Source organism: Mucilaginibacter sp. (genome assembly GCF_039925265.1).
Classification (GTDB): Bacteria; Bacteroidota; Bacteroidia; order Sphingobacteriales; family Sphingobacteriaceae; genus Mucilaginibacter.
In genome coordinates this window covers 200,494-218,059 of the sequence record NZ_JBDSZG010000046.1, presented here as the reverse complement: position 1 = coordinate 218,059, position 17,566 = coordinate 200,494, and the positions used below count along the sequence as shown (strand labels likewise).

Below are 17,566 nucleotides of genomic sequence, written 5' to 3'. Positions count from 1 at the left end.
CCTATAATTACAAATCCCGAACTATTAGACCTATGAAGACCTTTCTCGACGAGGATTTTTTGCTGCAAACAGACACGGCCAGGCGTTTATACCACGACTTTGCCGCTGATATGTCCATTATAGACTACCATTGTCACCTGCCACCAAACGAAATTGCCAACGATATCAATTTCGACAATATCACGTCGGTATGGCTCCACGGCGACCATTATAAATGGCGGGCCATGCGCGCCAACGGGGTTGATGAAAGTTTCATCACCGGAGGGCGCAGCGATAAAAAGAAATTTGAGCAATGGGCGGCAACCGTGCCATACACCCTGCGCAACCCCCTTTACCATTGGACGCACCTGGAACTGCAACGATACTTCGGCATCTCCTCAAGGCTAATGCCCAGCACCGCCGACTTTATTTACGACGATTGCAACGCCAAACTGCAAACCCCGGAGTACAGCGTGCGCAACCTGATCACCAAAATGAATGTAGAGGTGATCTGCACCACCGACGACCCCATCGATAACCTGGAGCATCACCAAAAGATAAAGGCCGATAATTGGGGAGTGAAGGTGTTCCCTGCATTCCGCCCGGATAAGGCGATGAACAGCGATAACATCCCTGCGCTTAATGCCTATATCGGCCAATTGGAGAAAGTAGTTGATAGCGATATAGGCGATTTTTACGGCTATATTTCTGCTTTAAAAAAACGCCATAACTACTTTGCTGTCAACGGTTGTACCGTGTCTGACCATGGGATAGACCAGATGTACGCCGAGGATTGTACCGACAAAGAAGCAAGCGACATATTTGCTAAAATAAGGAGCAACCAGCCCATCAGCAGTAACGAAAATATCAAGTTTAAATCCTTTATGCTGCACCAGTTTGCCATTTGGGATTACGAGAAGGGCTGGGTGCAGCAATATCACATAGGTGCCTTGCGCAACAATAGTACGCGCGGTTTTATACAAAGCGGCCCCGATACCGGGCGCGATTCGATAGGTGATTTTCACCAGGGAAAAAACCTTTCTAAATTTTTAGACAAGCTGGATAGCGAAGATAAGCTCGCTAAAACCATTCTTTACAACCTTAACCCTGCAGATAACGAACTGATGGCAACCATGGCAGGCAACTTCCAGGATGGCTCGGTGGCGGGTAAGATCCAATGGGGATCAGCATGGTGGTTTCTGGATCAGAAGGACGGCATGACCAAGCAGTTGAACACCCTCTCTAACATGGGGCTCATCAGCCGGATGGTAGGGATGCTGACGGATTCACGCAGCTTCCTGTCTTTCCCACGCCACGAATATTTCAGACGGATCCTGTGTAACCTGTTTGCAGATGATATTGAGAACGGCGAATTGCCAAACGATATCGAATGGACGGGTAAGATCATTCAGGATATTTGCTACTATAACGCGAAGAATTACTTTGATTTTGAAAAGAAATGAGCAAGGGGTTATCAAAGAATTATAAAGAAGGTGCCGTACTTTCCTTCGGCGAACTACTGTTAAGGCTTAGTCCGGATGACGGCGGGCAGTGGCTGGCGGACAATGCCTTATCGGTTTTTGTTGGTGGTGCCGAACTGAACGTGGCTTCGGCCTTATCGCTTTGGGATGTACCTTCGCAATACTTTACGGCTTTGCCAAAAAACGGCATGTCCGATCAGGTGATAGGCTACGTCAACCAACAAGGCATCGATACCTCTAAAGTATTTTATGGTGGCAACAGGATAGGGCTTTATTTCCTCACCAAAGGGAAGGACCTGAAGCACGACGCATTGATATATGACCGAGCCGCCTCCGCCTTCGCCGAGCTTACACCCGGTATGGTGGATTGGGATAAGGCCTTAGATGGCGTTACCTGGTTTCATTTCAGCGCGATATGCCCGGCGATTAGTCAGCAAACAGCTGATGTATGTCTGGAGGTATTACAGGCGGCATCTGCCAGGGGGATCACCATATCTGTGGATCTGAATTACCGCTCTAAGCTATGGCAGTACGGCAAACAACCACAGGATGTTATGACAGAGCTGGTGGAGTACTGCGATGTAATAATGGGCAATATATGGGCCGTTGAAACCATGCTGGGAATTCTTGTTTTAGGTGATATCCACGAGAGTGGGCAAAAGAGTATTTATCTGAAGGAAGCGCTGTCCACATCCAAAAGGATGGTGGAGCAATTCCCCAAATGTAAAGCGGTAGCCAATACCTTCCGGTTTGATGGCAACGGCGAAATTGAATACTACGCCGCCCTGTATGCAGATGGTGAATTTTACAGCTCGCAGGAATACAGTGCCAATGCAATAGTGAGCAAAGTTGGCTCGGGCGATTGCTTTATGGCCGGGTTGATATACGGCTTTTACAACGACCAAACCCCGCAGCAAACGCTGGAATACGCAACCGCGGCGGCCTTTAAAAAGCTTTTTGTAGCCAGTGACGCTACCACAAATACAGTTGAAGAAATAACTAATACGATAGAGAATGGCCAGTAAAGAAGAGGTATTAGATAGCATATTAGCCCAGGGAATGCTCCCCTTATTTTTTTATGAGGACGCGGACGTGAGTGTGGAAATTGTACGCACGCTGTACAAAGCGGGCGTGCGGGTATTGGAATATACCAACAGGGGTAAAGAAGCCCTGCATAATTTCCGGTTGATAAAAAAGGCGGTGGTTAAAGAAATGCCGGGCTTATACTTAGGTATCGGCACCATAAAAAACGGGCAGGAAGCCGAGGTTTTTGTGGATGCAGGCGCCGACTTTCTGGTATCACCTATAGTGGATAACGAAGTGGCCCTGGTGGCAGCGAATTATAAAATGCTTTGGATCCCTGGATGTATGACTCCTACTGAGATCCACATCGCGCAGCAATATAAAGCGATGCTGATCAAGCTGTTCCCTGCCAATATCTTAGGTCCGGCTTTTATGTCGTCTATACGGGAATTGTTCGCCGGGCAGCTGTTTATACCAACCGGCGGCGTGGAAATTGAAGCGGGCAATATCTCCGGCTGGTTCCGCTCGGGCGTATGCGCGGTGGGTATGGGCAGTAAGCTGATCAGCAAACAGGTGCTTGACGATCGTTTGTACGATCAGCTTTATGCTGATACCATAAAAGCGTTAGAGTTGGTACAGTTAAGTAAATAGCTAAATTTGCCCAATGGAGCAAAAATCGAAAGACCCGCTGCAAGGCAAAACATTAGAGGCCATCATCAATGCTTTGGTGGCGCATTTTGGCTGGGAAGAACTGGGTTACCGCATCCGGATCAACTGCTTTTTGGAAGACCCAAGCGTTGGCTCCAGCCTTAAATTTTTGCGTAAAACCCCTTGGGCGCGTAAAAAGGTAGAGGACTTGTACGTTAAATATCACAAGAAAATGCCTGCGAGCGAAGCTTAGGCTTAAGGTAAAACGCGTTAGTGTTTCACTTTTAAATGTGGAACACTTATTTTTAAAAAAAATACTGATAATCAGTATTTTACAGTTTTTTGTGAAACACTTTGGAACACCCCTGTTCTTTAGGTGATTGGTGTAAGATTCTTATTGCCAATCAATTGAGTGTATATTCAAAAATAACAAAAAAAGAAGTGAAACACTTTTTTGCCACCCTATTGGAACAGCATTTTTGCTTTAAACCTTAGTGGTTCTTCTTCTTATTCATCTTCGCCTTTTTGTTGGCGCTGATGTTGTAAGTTTTGGCGTTCTCCGGTTTCTTGTCGTGAAAGGCCTCACCCGGCACATGCTTGTTAGGGTCAACCCTGGTTGGTTTTACTACTTTCTCGCTTTCTTTCTGCTTACGCGTTTTCTCAATCACCAATTCCTCCGGTAATTCCGCGCTTTGCATTTTTTGCCCGGTAGCCTGTTCAATCTTCCGCACCTGGTCCAGTTCAATATCGGTAGCAAAGGTAATGGCCAGGGTTTCGTCTTCGGCGGTAGGATCAGTGTTGATGATATGGTTTATGAACACTTCTTTCTCCAACGGCAGATCGAAATGCAGGATGAATGGGATCTCCGTTAAGTCGATCGTTTCAACGCTCTCATTGGCAACGATCAATACCCTTAAAGCATCGTTCGCCTTAAATTCGCTGATATCATTCACCTGGTTATGTTCAAAAAAGGCGGGGCTTAATAACGCTACCGATTTACGCAAACGATTCTCCAGGCTCTTGTAAAGTGTCTCTGCCGTGGTTTTTGTATTGGCGAACACAACGGTTTTGGTAAACAGTTCCTCATCGTACATAAACAGGCTCAGCAGGTTTAGCTTGGTACCAAAGTTGGGCACATGGTAAACCATTTGCGGGTGGGTGGCTACCGTTTCTTCGGGCAGTTCGTCCACTTCTATAGTAGCGGGGTTCACCATAAATGGCGCTATCATTTTGTGCAGCTTGTCGTGCAACACTTCGCTGAATACGATGTGCTGGCCTTTATCAATACTATTAGCCAGTTCAACTACAGGGAGTTGCAGGCCTTGCTTAACAATAAGGTGCGCATCGTCTACCACCAAAAATTTCACCTTATTCAGGTTTAAACCAAGTTTTAAATAAATGGCACGGGCGCGGTCGGGCGTAGCAACAACAATATCGGCACCATCGGCCAGGTCGTCCATTTGCTGGTCTACCGGTGTGCCATTATGCAGACTTACAATACGGATAGAGGTATTACGATTCAGTCGCTCAAATTGTGTTACGATATCAAAAACGCGTTCCTGGTCGGGAGCCAGGATCAAAGCACCAGGCACGCCGTCGGCTTTGTGATTAAAACGGTTAAGGGTCGCCAAAACCAGGGTGGTGGTTTTACCCGCACCTTCAGGACCAATGCCAATAACATCCTGCCCGCCGGTGATGCGTGTGAGCGTTTTTAACTGTATCTCTTTAGGCACCTCGAAGCCGGCTTCGGCCACCGCTTTTACCAATTGTCTATTCAGCTTAAATTTTTCTGCCCACACCATTATTTCCGTTTTTTGAGGGTGCAAAGATACGATTTTTTAGTTTGTTGTTTGCGGTTTTTAGTTTGCAGTAGCAGAAGCAGTTACGGGGTGGTACGGGTTTTTAATTACGATGTTCAAAATTGGGTTGCTGCTACCGCAATTAACAAAGAGATCGCTTTTATTTTTTCCCCTTTCGAGAGGGGGCGCGTAGGGAATACGCGGTGGTAGGGGTGTGTTAGCCCACTTTGCAACACGCCAAACACACCCCTCCACCCCTCTCAAGAGGGGAATCGCACGCGCCTTCGCACGCAATGCTTTTAAAAACGTTTTCCCTACTACCGCAACTGCCACCGCCACTCTCTATTGCATCTCCCCATTATTTTCCTACATTTATTTTTATAAACCTCAATTTATGAAGAAGCAATTGTTTTTAGCGGGGATGCTATGTATCCTGGCCCTCACTGTGTGTGCGCAGCAAAAATACGATGGGTTAAACAACAATATGGGCAACATCTTCCGTACGTCGGATGCTGTTAGCCGCTCCATCAGTCCCGAAAATTTTAACGGCGAAAAAGGCAAGGGGGGAATGGCCACCACGGGTACCGGTGCCGGCGCTTCGCGCGAACTGGGTCAAACCTGGAAGGTGAGTCCGAGCGTCGTCATCAAAAAACATACAACATATACCGTTGCCGAAATAGATGGCCCTGGTGCCGTGCAGCATATCTGGATGACGCCCACCGGCAACTGGCGCTATTCCATCATCCGCTTTTATTGGGACGATGAAACAACCCCATCGGTAGAAGCGCCCGTAGGCGATTTCTTTTGCATGGGCTGGGGCAAGTACGCGCCCATCAGTTCGCTTGCTGTGGTGGTAAACCCCGGCAGCGCGTTCAATTGCTACTGGCCCATGCCTTTCAAAAAGAAATGCCGCATCACCATGGAGAATATAAATGATGAGGATATGGTGCTGTATTACCAGGTAGATTATACGTTGACGAAAGTACCCGAGGACGCGGGGTATTTCCACGCGCAGTTCCACAGAATAAACCCGCTGCCTTATAAAAAAGACTATGTTTTGGTGGATAGCATACAAGGTAAAGGGCAGTACGTGGGTACGTACCTGGCCTATGGCTCCAATAAAAATGGCTGGTGGGGCGAGGGCGAGATCAAATTCTTTATGGATGGCGATACCAAATTCCCAACCATTATTGGCACCGGTACAGAGGATTATTTCTGCGGATCGTACAATTTTGATACCCGCCGCAAAAACGCGGATGGCTCCGAAACCCATGCCTATACCGAGTTTAGCGGCCCATACACGGGTTTAGCGCAGGTGATAAAAGGTGATGGGCTGTACAACGTAGCCCAGCGTTTTGGACTGTACCGCTGGCATATTGCCGACCCGATCCGTTTTGAAAAGACCCTGAAAGTAACCCTTCAAGCGCTTGGCTGGCGCAACGGTGGCCGGTATTTGCCACTGCAGGACGACCTGGCATCGGTAGTGTTCTGGTACCAAACCGGGCCGCATGGCGCGTTCCCAAAATTGCCATCGAAGGATGAACTGGAGGTGAACTAATCTCCGGCTTTTTCAAGCCAGTCGAATATCATACCCACCGGCATAGTGTGTTCCATTTTGCCGGAGAAAATCAGCGTTAAACGCAATCTGTTTAAAAATATTGGCAATATCGCTGAAAGACATACAAGCTGTGTTTAAATAATATATATTGGGCCACCAATTTCGTCTTGATCTATTAAAATCTAACAATGCAAAAAAACAGCAACGTAATCGCAGTAGCACTTATAACGTCCCTTTTCTTTTTATGGGGATTCGCACTGAACCTTAACCCGATACTTATTCCGCACCTTAAAAAAGCCTGCCAGCTAACCGATTTTCAATCCTCGCTTATCGACTCCGCATCTTATTTCGCATACTTCCTGCTGCCAATCCCGGCCGCTTTGTTTATGAAGAAATACGGTTATAAAGGCGGCATTATATTGGGCTTGCTGTTATTTTCATTTGGCGCCATGCTATTTGTGCCGGCTGCTGCCGCAAGGAACTACGCGTTTTTCCTGGGGGCGCTGTTTATCGTATTCTCGGGCATGGCCTTTTTAGAGACCGCCGCTAACCCGCTCATTACCGTACTGGGCGACCCGGATAAAGCCACGCAACGTATCAATTTCGCGCAATCGTTCAACGGGCTGGCAGCAACGGTTGGCCCATTGCTTGGGGGGCTGTTTATCCTCTCGGGGAAAAATTTGACAGCGGCAGAAGAAAATGCAATGTCGCCGGAAGTTCTAAAGCAGTACCTCGATAAAGAAGCTTCATCCGTACAGATCCCTTACATAGTGATAAGCCTGGTTGTACTTACCGTAGCCATTTTGGTATGGCGTACAGCCTTCCCAGTGATAAATGAAGAGAGCGGCGAAGAGATCAACGACGAGCGCCGCCCGTTATCAGCGCGCATTGGCGAGTTGTTAAAAAATAAACAATTGATGAGCGGCGTATTAGCAGAGTTCTTTTACGTTGGCGGCCAGGCCTGTGTCAGTAGCTTCTTTATCCGCTTTAGCGAGAAGGTGGCGGGCTTATCCGAAAAAGATGCTTCCACCATTTATTTACCGCTGGCGTTCCTGGGTTTCATGTCGGGGCGGTTTATTGGTACTTTACTGATGCGATATTTCAACCCGGTAAAATTGTTGGTTACTTATGCGGTTATCAATATTATTCTCATCATCTCTGCGGTGAACCTAAGCGGCAGCGCGGCGGTTTACACGTTGATGGCGGTGTGGTTCTTCATGTCAATCATGTTCCCAACTATATTCTCGCTCAGCATCCGCGATCTTACGGCTAAAACCAAAAAGCTTGGCTCGTCGCTGGTGATCATGGGGATTGTGGGTGGTGCTATAATGCCGCCAATAATGGGTCGTGTGTCCGATATGTTTAACATACAGGTAGCCTATTTGGTGCCGGGTATAAGCTTCGTAGCCATCCTTTGGTTCGCCTTAAAGAATTTGAAGGTGAAGAAAGTAGAGATCGTAGCAGGGCATTAATTAATTGACACGAATTTCACGAATTGACACGAATTTCACGAATTGAGTCGAATTTCACGAATATCCGGAGGCTGTTAGATTTTTAAATCGACAGGTCCTAAAATTCGTGAAATTCGCTTTTGTTCGTGAAATTAGTGTTTATAAGATCCCTTTCAACTCTGCCCAAACATTAGCGGCGACAATTTTAGCGCCTTCTTCGGTAGGGTGGATGCCATCGGCCTGGTTTAGTTTGCGCACACCGCCGACGCCCTGCAGCAAGAAGGGCACCAGCGTCATGTTATTTTTGGTAGCCAGCGTTGGGAAGATGTTTTTAAAATCGGAGGAGTAGGTAGCGCCCATATTGGTTGGTACCTGCATCCCCAGCATTACCAGTTTGGCCTGCGGGTATTTGGTTTTCACTTTATCAATAATAGCCTGCAGGTTTTCGGCAGTGGAGGCTACAGGGAGGCCACGCAAGCCGTCGTTAGCGCCGAGTTCAAGCACAAAAATATCGAACGGCTGTTTCAGCAGCCAGTCTATCCGGCTCCTTCCACCGGCGGATGTTTCGCCGCTTAAACCGCCATTCACAATAGTGTAAGGCAATTTTGCCGAATCTATCTTAGCCTGCACAACCCCGGGGAAAGCTTCGGTGGCATCGTCTAAACCATAGCCCGCGGTTAAGCTATCGCCAAAAAATAAAATAGTTTTTTTAGGTTGAGCGTTGCCCGCCGCCGTGGAGGTACTATCGCTTTCGGCTGGCTTTTTATCGCCCCCGCATGCCGCTAAAAAAACGGTTAAAGCCAGTACAGGTATTATTTTTAATGGATGTTTCATGTTTGAATTATGCGTTTGAACGTAACACCTCCAGCGGAGGTTTGTTTAAAATGCCCCGGCTGTTTAACAAACCGATAATAACCGTTAGCGCGGTAATGGCAAAAAACATAGCGGCAACCGGCCACAGGTTAACATGATAGGGCATATCGAACCGGTACTTGGCCAGCAGCCAGCTCGACCCGATGGCGATAACGATTCCTGTCGATGCCGATAAAGTCCCCAAAAACAGGTACTCCAAAGCGGTGATAGAAAATATCTGCCTGCGGCTTGCACCCATGGTACGTAATAAAACGCTTTCTTTTATCCGTTGGTATTTGCTGATGCGGACCGAGGAGATAAGCACGATAATACCGGTGACGATACTAAAGCCGCTCATGAATTTGATCACGTAGCCTATTTTATCCAGCAGTTCGTCTAATACGGTTAGTACCAGCCCGAGATCGATGATAGAAATATTGGGGAACTGCTTTACCACCGCCTGCTGGTACGCTGCCGATACAGGTTGTGATGGCACATGGGTAAGTAAAACATGAAACTGCGGCGCGTCTTCCAACACCCCGGCGGGGAACACTACCTGAAAATTGGTCTGTATCTTGTTCCAGTTTACCTTGCGGATGCTGCTTACATAGGCATTCATCATTATGCCCTGTACGTTAAACACCAGCTTATCACCAACTTTTACGTTGATCCTGTTGGCAAAACGCTCCTCTGCTGATACAGGTATATCCCTGCCCGGCGCGGCCTTGCCTATGAATTTACCTGAAGTGATCTGCTCCGAATTGGTAAGCGAATCGCGGTAGGTAACGCGGTATTCCCAGGCAAAAGCCCGGGGAGAAATATGCAGGGTGCTGTCTTTTTTTGCATCGGCGGCGGTTTTGCCGTTCACTTTATCCAGCCGCATGGTAATGATGGGTACTTGGGATAATACCGGCAGACCCTGTTTGCGGGTAAGTTCGGCAAGTGGTTTTTCCTGGCTGGTTTGGATATCAAACAGGATCATATTGCTTTGGTTGCCGCTGGACGACAGCGATACCTGGCTAATGAGCAGTTGCTGGATCAAAAACAGCGTGCAAATAAACGCCGTACTTAAACCTATAGATACTGTGAGGATAATGGTTTGGTTATTTGGCCGGTATAAATTGGCGAAGCCCTGTCGCAAAATATAGCTCCAGCTGCTCATGATAAGCAGGCGCGTAAAGCGGATCAGCAGCCAGGCGATAGCCGTTAGGATCAGAAAAGCTACCAGGATTCCAACCGTGAATACTCCGGCACCCAGCCAGTCGCCCAGTTGTAAATAGGAGAAGCCTGTTATAAATCCTACCACCAGCAGGTATACCAGCCAGCGAAAAGGGTCGCGTTTGGTAGTTGTTTCCTCGAACGACATGCGCAGCGTGTTCAGCGGCGAAATGTTACGGATATTGATGAGCGGCAGCAGTGCGAATAACACCGAAATGATAATGCCCAAACCAATGCCCTGCCAGATAGCCATCCACGAGATGCTCACCGATATGGTTATCGGCAAAAAATCCTTTAACACATATGGCAGCAAATGCTGCACCGAGGTACCCAATATCGCCCCCGCAACGGAACCGATGAGCCCTATGCCGGTGATCTGTATCAAATAAATTAAAAACGCTTCGGAAGCTTTTACGCCCATGCAGCGCATAATGGCTATGGAGGCAATTTTTTCGCGGATGTAAATATTGATAGCGCTTGCCACACCAACGCAGCCCAGCAACAAAGCGATAAAGGCCACCAGCGATAAAAATCGCGACAGGTCGCCAAAGGAACGGCCGGTATTTTCCTTGCGGTTTTCTACGGTATCAGAGCCGTACTCGGCTTTGTCCAGCGCGGGATCTATTTTCTTGACGAGTTTTTCTATGTTGTAACCCTGCGGGAATTTATAATAGTAGGCGAAATTTATGCGGCTGCCGGTGCCAATAAGTTTGGTATCGGCCAGGTATTGAAACGGGATGTACACAATAGGGGCAATGCCCGATGATAAGCCGGTTTGCCCCGGCGCTTTGTTCAGGATGCCCGCTATTACAAAAGTCGCGTTACCCACTTTAATGGAGTCGCCCACTTTGGCGGTAAATTGCAGCATCAGTGTTTTATCCACCAAAGCGTATTTGCCGCTTTTAAAACCGGTACCGGCCTTTAATGGGGTGGTTTCTAAACTGCCATAGTAGGGGAACGCGCCTTTTAACGCTTTAATGTTCACCAGCCTGGTGCCTTGCGTGCGGGTGAAATAGATCATAGAGGCAAAACTGCGCTCCTCAGACCGCTCGCCGCCGATGGAGTCCAGCAGCGTTTGCAGCTTTTTGCCCGGCTCTTTATTGCCTGTTATGCTTAAATCGGCACCAATTAAAGTAGCAGCCTGCCCGTTAATATCATTTTGGATATTGTACTTAAACGAATAGATAGCAACCAGTGCCGCTATGCCAAACACGATGGAGGAAATAAACAGCAACAGCCTGGCCCGGTTGCGGCGGCTATCGCGCACAGCCATTTTAAACAGCCAGCCAAAGTTTATTTTGCGGTTATAATTTACGTTATCCATTTACCGCCTTTTCGTTAACGGTTTTTTCATCAGATACCAGCTTGCCGCCTTTTATTTTTAATATACGGTGTGTTTTGGCTGCCAGCTCCAGGTCGTGCGTTACCAAAACAAGGGTAGTACCCGCCTCGGTATTCAGGTCGAAGATCAGCTTCACCACTTTTTCGCTGGTTTCGGCATCCAAATTCCCGGTTGGTTCATCGGCAAATAATATTTTTGGCGAATTGGAAAAAGCCCTGGCTAACGACACCCTTTGCTGCTCGCCGCCCGAAAGCTGGGCAGGGTAGTGGTGGCCGCGGTCGGCAAGGCCTACCTTATCAAGCAGGTCTAAAGAACGCGCCTTAATATTTTTCTCTCCGCGAAGCTCCAGTGGAACCATCACGTTCTCCAATGCTGTAAGCGTAGGCAACAGTTGAAAATTCTGGAAAATAAAGCCCACGTACTGGTTGCGCACCTGCGCGCGCTTGTCTTCGCCCAGTGAGCCAAGGTTAACGCCGTTTAACTCTACAATGCCTGATGAAGCGCTGTCCAGCCCGGCGCAAAGGCCAAGCAGGGTGGTTTTGCCGCTGCCCGATGGGCCAACAATGGCGTTGGTAGAGCCGGTGCTGATGGCGAAATTGATATTATCCAAAACCGTTAGGATGCGCCCGGCGCTTTTGTAGGTTTTATGGAGGTTGGATATGTTTAAGATAGTTTCCAATTTTTATGTATATTTTGCTGAGCTAATGTAAATATCAAAGTATTATTAAGAATGTTGGGCGCTAATAGTTTTACTTACAAACGCATTACATTTTGGCAGTTTCTTTTTAAATGGTGATATTATTTTTACACTTGTAAATAAAAGTACTTCGCATGCATGAATATCCCGGGCAACATCGAATTTTAGTTGCTGTAGACTGTATCATATTTGGTTTTGATGGTGTAAACGTTAAATTGTTACTGGTAAAACGCAGTTTAACCCCCGAAGAAGGGAAATGGAGTTTAATGGGCGGTTTCATCAACCCATCAGAAAGCCCGGACGATGCGGCTAACCGCGTGCTGGAGGAACGCACCGGCCTTAAGGACGTTTATATGGATCAGTTTATGGTGTTTGGTAACCCCAACCGCGATCCCGTAGAACGAACCCTATCCGTAACTTACTTTGCCCTAATTGATATCCATCAGTACGAAGAGCAAATAAGCGGAGAGCACAGCCCGGAGTGGTTTTTACTGGACGATATGCCGGACATGGTATTCGATCACCCAGAAATGGTGAATATCGCTTTGAAACAATTACGTTACAAAGCAGCGCTGCATCCTATTTTGTTCCAGTTATTGCCGGGTAAATTTACCATTCCGCAATTGCAGTCTTTGTACGAAGGCGTATACCAAACAGAGTTTGACGACCGTAATTTTAGCCGCAAACTACTTTCTACGGGGCTTTTGGTGAAACTGGCCGAAAAGGATAAACAGTCGTCGAAAAAAGGCGCTTTTTATTACCGTTTGGATCAATCGCACTACGAAGAGAACTTTGAGAAATTTTTAAACCTCGTTCCCAATCCCGACAAGTTCTTTTAATCGCAAAAAGCGATATATTTACCTACCAATTTGGTGTTTTGCAACATGCTAAATGCCTAAGCTGTATTTATTTAAACAGATGGTTTGTTTTAAGTTATTCGGGCAGGCTGTTACAGGTAGTATAAATTATAAAAACACACAATTAAATTGAATAGGGTAAAGGCGATAGGTGCAGCAATAGCATTCATTTTAATTTGTTGCGCCTATACTGGCCTGGCCCAATCTAACCAGGGCAAGGAGTTCTGGACGGCCTATATGTCGCATATAGAAAGCACTGGCCAAAGCCAGATGAGCCTGTACATTACCGGCGGTACCAATACTACCGGCAAGGTTGAAGTTGCCGATGGTAGCTACTCAATTCCCTATACCGTAACCGCAAACCAGGTTACCAAGGTAGACATTCCGCGCAGCGCTTATTTAAAAAGCCAGGGCCAGTTTTTAAAGGGTCTGCATATTACCGCGCTGAAAAGCGTGGCGGTGTATGCGCACATTTACGCAAGCAGTGTATCGGGCGCAACGCTTTTGCTGCCGGTGAACGCGTTGGGAAAAAATTATTACTCTATCAATTACACGCAACAGTCTAATTCAGAAATGGATAACTTGCGCTCGTACTCCAGTTTTATGGTGATTGGCACGGAGGATAATACCATTGTTGAGGTAATACCTGCCGCCGACCTGCTGGATGGGTCGAGAGCTGGACAAACCATAACACTTACCCTCAAAAAAGGCGAGGTTTACCAGGGGCTTGCGTTGGCAGATCTAACCAACACCATCATTCGTGCCAAAAGTACCAACGGCGATTGTAAACGTATAGCAGTTTTCTCGGGCAGTACAAAAATTGGGATAGGCTGCCGCGAGGCAGGTTTTACGTCAGATAATCTTTTTCAGCAGGTTTATCCAACGGCATCCTGGGGTAAAAGCTATATCACCGTGCCGCTTAAACACCGCAATTATGATATTTTCAGGGTGATATTCAGCGATGATAATACCAACCTGACGGTTAACGGGCAAAAGACCTTTTTTCCGCTCCGCGGATTATACAACTACGAGATCCCCTCGCAGCAACCCAATATCATCACCGCCGATAAACCTATTCAGGTGGTTCAATACGCGGTATCACAAGGCCAGCAGCTTAATAGCTGCCAAACCGATTTTTTTGATCTGGGCGACCCGGAAATGATCTTTTTAACGCCTACCGAGCAAACACTGGATCACGTTACCCTGTACTCCAGCCCCTATAGTAATATTGCGGCACACTACATCAATGTGGTTATTAAGGATGCGCAAAAATCAACTTTTACGCTTGATGGCAGGCCGTACACTAATTTTACCCAACTCAGCGGCGATCCTACGTACGCTTACGCTCAGATAGAAGTTTCCAGCGGTACCCATAACATAAGGGCGGCAGATGGGTTTAATGCTATTGCTTACGGCTTTGGCAAGTTTGAATCGTACGGCTATGCGGCAGGTGCCAGCCTTAAAAATTTAAACCAGTTTATAGCATTGCAGGATAACAAGCCAAACAGCCCCACTCAAATTAGCGGCTGCAAGGATATTGAGTATAGGATGCAGCTCACGCTACCTTATCAAACAACAAAAATAGACTGGGATTTTAAAGACGGCAGGCCTGTTTTTACAGATAACAACCCTATGGTGGTATCTACTACCGTTAAGGAAGGGAAAACGCTATACAATTACGAATATTATACAACGGTGAAATTTGCAGCAGGAGACTATAGTGTAACCGCTACCGTTATAAACCCCAACGGCGATTTGTGCGGCATAACTACAGATATAGATTTTGATTTTAATATTACTGATTATCCCGACGCTAAGTTTACCTACGTGGGTAATTGCCCCGGCGAGCCTGTACAATTTACGGATGCTACCGATGCTAAGGGAAGCGAATTGAAAACCTGGCTATGGGATTTTGGTGATGGTACAACCAGCAGCCTGCAAAATCCTGAACACATTTATGCGGCAACGGGCGATTACAACGTAATTTTAACAACCCAAAATATAAACGAGTGCTCCAATACATCGGCAGCAATAAAGGTGCACATATCAAAGCCGCCGGTTGCCTTGTTTAATGTGAGCGCCCCCCTTTGCGCTGATAACGATGTAACTATTACAGATGTATCTGCGCCGGGCGATGGCACCATTGTAAAATGGCTTTACGATTTTGGCGACGGAACTACAGAAGCCCGGACGGATAAGACTCCGTTTACGCATTTGTATGCTGCTACGGGTACCTACAAAATTAAACTTACACTCACCAATGATAAAGGCTGCAGCAGCATAACCTTCGAAAAAAGCATCACGGTTAGCCCTATACCGGTGGTGGATTTTTCGCTGCCCGATGTTTGTATCTCTGATGCTGCAAAATTTACCGATAAGAGCACGATTGCGGATAACAGCGAAAGCGGTTTTACTTATTTATGGAACTTTGGCGATGCCAATGCGAAAGCGGCTAACCCGAATACCTCAACGGCTAAAGATCCGCAGCACAGATATTCGGTAGCGGCTGTGTACACGGTTACTTTAACAGTTACATCGGCAAGCGGCTGTTCGTTTACCAAAACACAGCAGTTTACCGTGAATGGTGCACAGCCTGTGGCAAAGTTTAGTGTAGAAAACAAAGACGCGCTTTGCAGCAGCAACCCGGTCATTTTTAATGAGGTATCAACACTGGATTTTGGCAACTTTACCAAAATAGTTTGGTATTACGACTATAACGGCAACCGCCAGGACGTTGAAACCTTTACCCGCCCCGATGTGCCCGCGAGCCGGAAGTACAGCCATGCTTATAGCTTATTCAACACCCCCGCCACTAAAACGTACCACGTGCGTATGGAAGCATACTCCGGCGAAACTTGTGTGGACGTTACCGGGCAGGATATTACAGTGAAAGCCAACCCTGTTATTTCCCTTTCGCAGATAGGTACGGTTTGCCGGGAGGCAACACCTATTCAGATAGCGGTTAATAAAAACGGGTTTGCCGGCACGGGCGTTTTTAGCGGCAAGGGTGTAAGTGCTACCGGGCTGTTTAGCCCCGCCGCCGCCGGCGTTGGTACGTTTACCATTACGTACACCTTTACGGCGCAAAACGGCTGCGATTTTAGTGCATCGCAGGATATTGTGGTGAACCCTACACCAACGGTTAACGCGGGTGGAAATACCGGATTGCTGGAAGGAGGGACTGTACTGATAAAAGCGCAGGCATCGGGTAAGAATTTAAGCTACAAATGGACCCCGGCTATCGGGCTGGATCATGATGATGTTTTGAATCCCGTTTGCTCCGCGATTGACGATATTAGTTATACTTTAACGGTGACCAGCAGCGATGGGTGCCAGGCATCAGACGAAATTTTTGTTAAAGTGCTGAAAAAGTTGGGCGTAATAAATACCTTTACGCCTAACGGCGACGGCTTTAACGATACCTGGACCATAAAATACTTAGAAAGCTACCCCGGAAACACAGTTGACGTATACAACCGATATGGAGAAAAGGTATATTCGTCTACTGGTTATGGTATTCCATGGGACGGAACGTACAAAGGCGCCAACTTACCTTCAGGAACATATTATTATATTATAAATCCTAAAAATGGCCGAAAGGTGGTTTCGGGAAGTGTCACAATTATCAGATGAAGAAAAATTTACTTTTATTCGTATTGCTTTCATTTTGTACGGCTGCATTTGCGCAACAGCGGCCGCAATACACGCAATATGTTTTTAATAACTACCTGTTAAACCCGGCAGTAACCGGTATAGAAAACTATACCGATGCCAAATTGGGTTACCGCAGCCAGTGGACCGGCTTGCAGGGAGCACCGGTAACCAGCTACTTTAGCATAAACGCACCTTTAGGCGAAAACTTTGTGCAGGGCGATGCAACCGCGTTCCCCGCATCGGGTGGCGAAAATCCTTCGAGCAGGTTGTTTACACAATACTACCGCGCTGCCGAACCTCACCACGGTATCGGCTTCATGATCGTGTCTGATAAAGCAGGGCCCATTACGCAAACCAATATTGATGCTACCTACGCTTACCATTTAGGTATCACGGATCAGCTTAACGTTTCCGTTGGTGTTTCGGCAGGGGTGAGCCATATCAACCTCAATACGGATCTGATCACGCTGGAGAACTCTAACGACCCGGTGTTGAACAATATCAACAACAGCCAATGGAAACCGGACTTGGGCGTGGGCGTTTGGGCATATTCCTCAAGGTTCTACTTCGGGATCTCGGCACAGCAGGTATTGCCGCAAAACCTTTACATCACTACCGGGAATACCGCGAACCAAAGCAAAACGGTACCGCATTTCTTCGCCACAGGCGGGTATAAGATCTTCTTATCAGACGATGTTACCCTGCTGCCATCGGCATTACTAAAATTCATTGACCCTGCACCGGTAACCTTTGATGTCACCATGAAGCTATCCTTCCGCGACAGGTTTTGGTTCGGCGGCTCTTTCCGTAAGGATGATTCGTACGCGGTACTGGCAGGCTTTAACCTCAGCAGCGTAGTAAACGTTGGCTACTCTTATGATGTTACCACATCTGCCCTCCGCACCGTAAGCAACGGCTCACACGAAATTGTATTAGGCATCTTATTAAACAACCGCTATAATTTGAAGAGCCCGCAGCACGGGTTTTAGTTAGTTCATAGTTGATGG

Annotated in this window: 13 protein-coding genes; 9 read left to right on the top strand and 4 right to left on the bottom strand. The window is 47.2% G+C overall.

Going from position 1 to position 17,566, the window contains the following annotated elements; all coding sequences use genetic code 11:
* Positions 1 to 32 precede the first annotated feature (32 nt).
* From uxaC to ABIX36_RS21370, 4 genes are read left to right on the top strand one after another with little or no spacing between them, the layout of a single operon-like run.
* Entirely contained in the window at positions 33 to 1,442 is a 1,410-nt protein-coding gene (gene uxaC, locus ABIX36_RS21385) for a glucuronate isomerase (RefSeq protein ID WP_348084204.1), read from the top strand.
* Entirely contained in the window at positions 1,439 to 2,485 is a 1,047-nt protein-coding gene (locus ABIX36_RS21380) for a sugar kinase (RefSeq protein ID WP_348084203.1), read from the top strand. Before uxaC ends, ABIX36_RS21380 begins: the two co-directional genes overlap by 4 nt.
* A complete protein-coding gene (locus ABIX36_RS21375) occupies positions 2,475 to 3,134 on the top strand; it encodes a bifunctional 4-hydroxy-2-oxoglutarate aldolase/2-dehydro-3-deoxy-phosphogluconate aldolase (RefSeq protein WP_348084202.1) in 660 nt (219 codons plus the stop codon). The genes ABIX36_RS21380 and ABIX36_RS21375 overlap by 11 nt, the downstream gene beginning before the upstream one ends.
* Before the next feature lie 13 nt (positions 3,135 to 3,147).
* Positions 3,148 to 3,384 carry a VF530 family protein gene (locus ABIX36_RS21370; RefSeq protein ID WP_348084201.1) on the top strand — a complete coding sequence of 79 codons (237 nt, stop codon included), beginning with the start codon at positions 3,148 to 3,150 and terminating at the stop codon, positions 3,382 to 3,384.
* A gap of 238 nt (positions 3,385 to 3,622) precedes the next feature.
* On the opposite strand, the gene ABIX36_RS21365 is transcribed toward ABIX36_RS21370, so the two are convergent.
* Positions 3,623 to 4,933 carry a DEAD/DEAH box helicase gene (locus ABIX36_RS21365; protein ID WP_348084200.1) on the bottom strand — a complete coding sequence of 437 codons (1,311 nt, stop codon included), beginning with the start codon at positions 4,931 to 4,933 and terminating at the stop codon, positions 3,623 to 3,625.
* Positions 4,934 to 5,324: 391 nt separating this feature from the next.
* On the opposite strand from ABIX36_RS21365, the gene ABIX36_RS21360 reads away from it, so the two are divergent.
* Together ABIX36_RS21360 and fucP are read left to right on the top strand one after the other, a co-directional pair.
* Positions 5,325 to 6,488, top strand: a complete 1,164-nt coding sequence (locus ABIX36_RS21360; protein WP_348084199.1) for a glycoside hydrolase family 172 protein — start codon at positions 5,325 to 5,327, stop codon at positions 6,486 to 6,488.
* Positions 6,489 to 6,676: 188 nt separating this feature from the next.
* Positions 6,677 to 7,960 (top strand): L-fucose:H+ symporter permease, encoded by a 1,284-nt coding sequence (gene fucP / locus ABIX36_RS21355; RefSeq protein WP_348084198.1) that lies wholly within the window; start codon positions 6,677 to 6,679, stop codon positions 7,958 to 7,960.
* A 138-nt stretch (positions 7,961 to 8,098) separates the two neighbouring features.
* Here the strand turns inward: fucP and ABIX36_RS21350 are convergent, their stop codons facing one another.
* Genes ABIX36_RS21350 through ABIX36_RS21340 form a run of 3 tightly spaced genes read right to left on the bottom strand, consistent with a single transcriptional unit; the run spans position 8,099 to position 12,030 of the window.
* Positions 8,099 to 8,773 carry an arylesterase gene (locus tag ABIX36_RS21350; protein ID WP_348084197.1) on the bottom strand — a complete coding sequence of 225 codons (675 nt, stop codon included), beginning with the start codon at positions 8,771 to 8,773 and terminating at the stop codon, positions 8,099 to 8,101.
* Positions 8,774 to 8,780: 7 nt separating this feature from the next.
* The gene (locus ABIX36_RS21345; protein WP_348084196.1) at positions 8,781 to 11,333 is read right to left on the bottom strand and encodes an FtsX-like permease family protein; all 2,553 of its coding nucleotides are present in this window, start codon (positions 11,331 to 11,333) and stop codon (positions 8,781 to 8,783) included.
* Positions 11,326 to 12,030: an ABC transporter ATP-binding protein gene (locus ABIX36_RS21340; protein WP_348084195.1), complete on the bottom strand. Its 705-nt coding sequence runs from the start codon at positions 12,028 to 12,030 to the stop codon at positions 11,326 to 11,328. Before ABIX36_RS21340 ends, ABIX36_RS21345 begins: the two co-directional genes overlap by 8 nt.
* Before the next feature lie 152 nt (positions 12,031 to 12,182).
* Here ABIX36_RS21340 and ABIX36_RS21335 point away from each other — a divergent pair, with 152 nt between their 5' ends.
* The 3 genes from ABIX36_RS21335 to ABIX36_RS21325 all read left to right on the top strand — a co-directional run bounded on the left by ABIX36_RS21335 (position 12,183) and on the right by ABIX36_RS21325 (position 17,548).
* The gene (locus tag ABIX36_RS21335) at positions 12,183 to 12,887 is read left to right on the top strand and encodes an NUDIX domain-containing protein (RefSeq protein WP_348084194.1); all 705 of its coding nucleotides are present in this window, start codon (positions 12,183 to 12,185) and stop codon (positions 12,885 to 12,887) included.
* A 147-nt stretch (positions 12,888 to 13,034) separates the two neighbouring features.
* Complete coding sequence (locus ABIX36_RS21330; RefSeq protein WP_348084193.1) at positions 13,035 to 16,538, top strand: PKD domain-containing protein; 3,504 nt, start codon at positions 13,035 to 13,037, stop codon at positions 16,536 to 16,538.
* Positions 16,535 to 17,548, top strand: coding sequence for a type IX secretion system membrane protein PorP/SprF (locus ABIX36_RS21325; protein WP_348084192.1), 1,014 nt, complete (start codon positions 16,535 to 16,537; stop codon positions 17,546 to 17,548). Before ABIX36_RS21330 ends, ABIX36_RS21325 begins: the two co-directional genes overlap by 4 nt.
* The last annotated feature ends 18 nt before the right edge of the window (positions 17,549 to 17,566 follow it).